We start from the raw sequence: 996 nt of genomic DNA, 5'->3' as shown, positions 1-996 counted from the left end.
ATCGACATCCACGGTCACTACACGACCGCGCCGACATCGCTGGAAGCCTGGCGCAACCGCCAGATTGCAGCGATCGGCAACCCCGCTGCGATGCCGAAACCGTCCGGGTTGCACATCAGCGACGACGAATTGCGTGAATCGATCGAAACCAACCAGTTGCGCCTGATGCGCGAACGCGGGCTCGATCTCACCGTCTTCAGTCCGCGTGCGAGCTTCATGGCGCATCATGTCGGCGACTTCGCGGTATCCAGCACGTGGGCGGCGATCTGCAACGAACTGTGCTATCGCGTGAGCCAGCTCTTTCCCGAGCACTTCGTGCCGGCCGCGATGCTGCCGCAAAGCCCAGGTGTCGACACCGCGACCTGCATTCCTGAACTCGTGAAGTGCGTCGAGCAGTATGGCAATGTGGCGATCAACCTGAATCCGGACCCGTCGGGCGGCCACTGGACGAGCCCCCCTCTTTCCGACCGCTACTGGTACCCGATCTACGAGAAGATGGTCGAGTACGACATCCCCGCGATGGTTCACGTCAGCACGAGCTGCAATGCATGTTTTCACACCACCGGCGCGCATTACCTGAATGCGGACACGACCGCGTTCATGCAATGCCTGACGTCGGACCTGTTCCACGACTTCCCGACGCTGCGTTTCGTGATTCCGCACGGCGGCGGCGCGGTGCCGTATCACTGGGGTCGTTTTCGCGGGCTTGCGCAGGAACTGAAGAAGCCGCCGCTGCAGGAACATCTGCTGAACAATATCTTCTTCGACACCTGCGTCTACCATCAGCCCGGCATCGATCTGCTCACACGCGTGATTCCCGTCGACAACATCCTGTTCGCGAGCGAGATGATCGGCGCGGTGCGCGGCATCGATCCGCAAACCGGCCACTATTTCGACGATACGAAGCGCTATGTCGAAGCGGCCGAGATGAACCCCGAACAACGCTTCAAGATCTACGAAGGCAACGCGCGGCGCGTGTACCCGCGCCTGCATGCC

1 protein-coding gene is annotated in these 996 nt (G+C 61.2%); it reads left to right on the top strand.

Annotated features, from left to right (window positions below):
- The coding region (locus HV675_RS32125) for an amidohydrolase family protein (RefSeq protein WP_246270681.1) at nt 1–996 on the top strand (996 nt) is incomplete at both ends.

The sequence above is a fragment of the Paraburkholderia solisilvae genome (genome assembly GCF_902859875.1).
GTDB classification, from domain to species: Bacteria; Pseudomonadota; Gammaproteobacteria; order Burkholderiales; family Burkholderiaceae; genus Paraburkholderia; species Paraburkholderia solisilvae.
The sequence above is the reverse complement of the archived record's forward strand: the minus strand, read 5'-3'. Positions and strand labels throughout refer to the sequence as shown.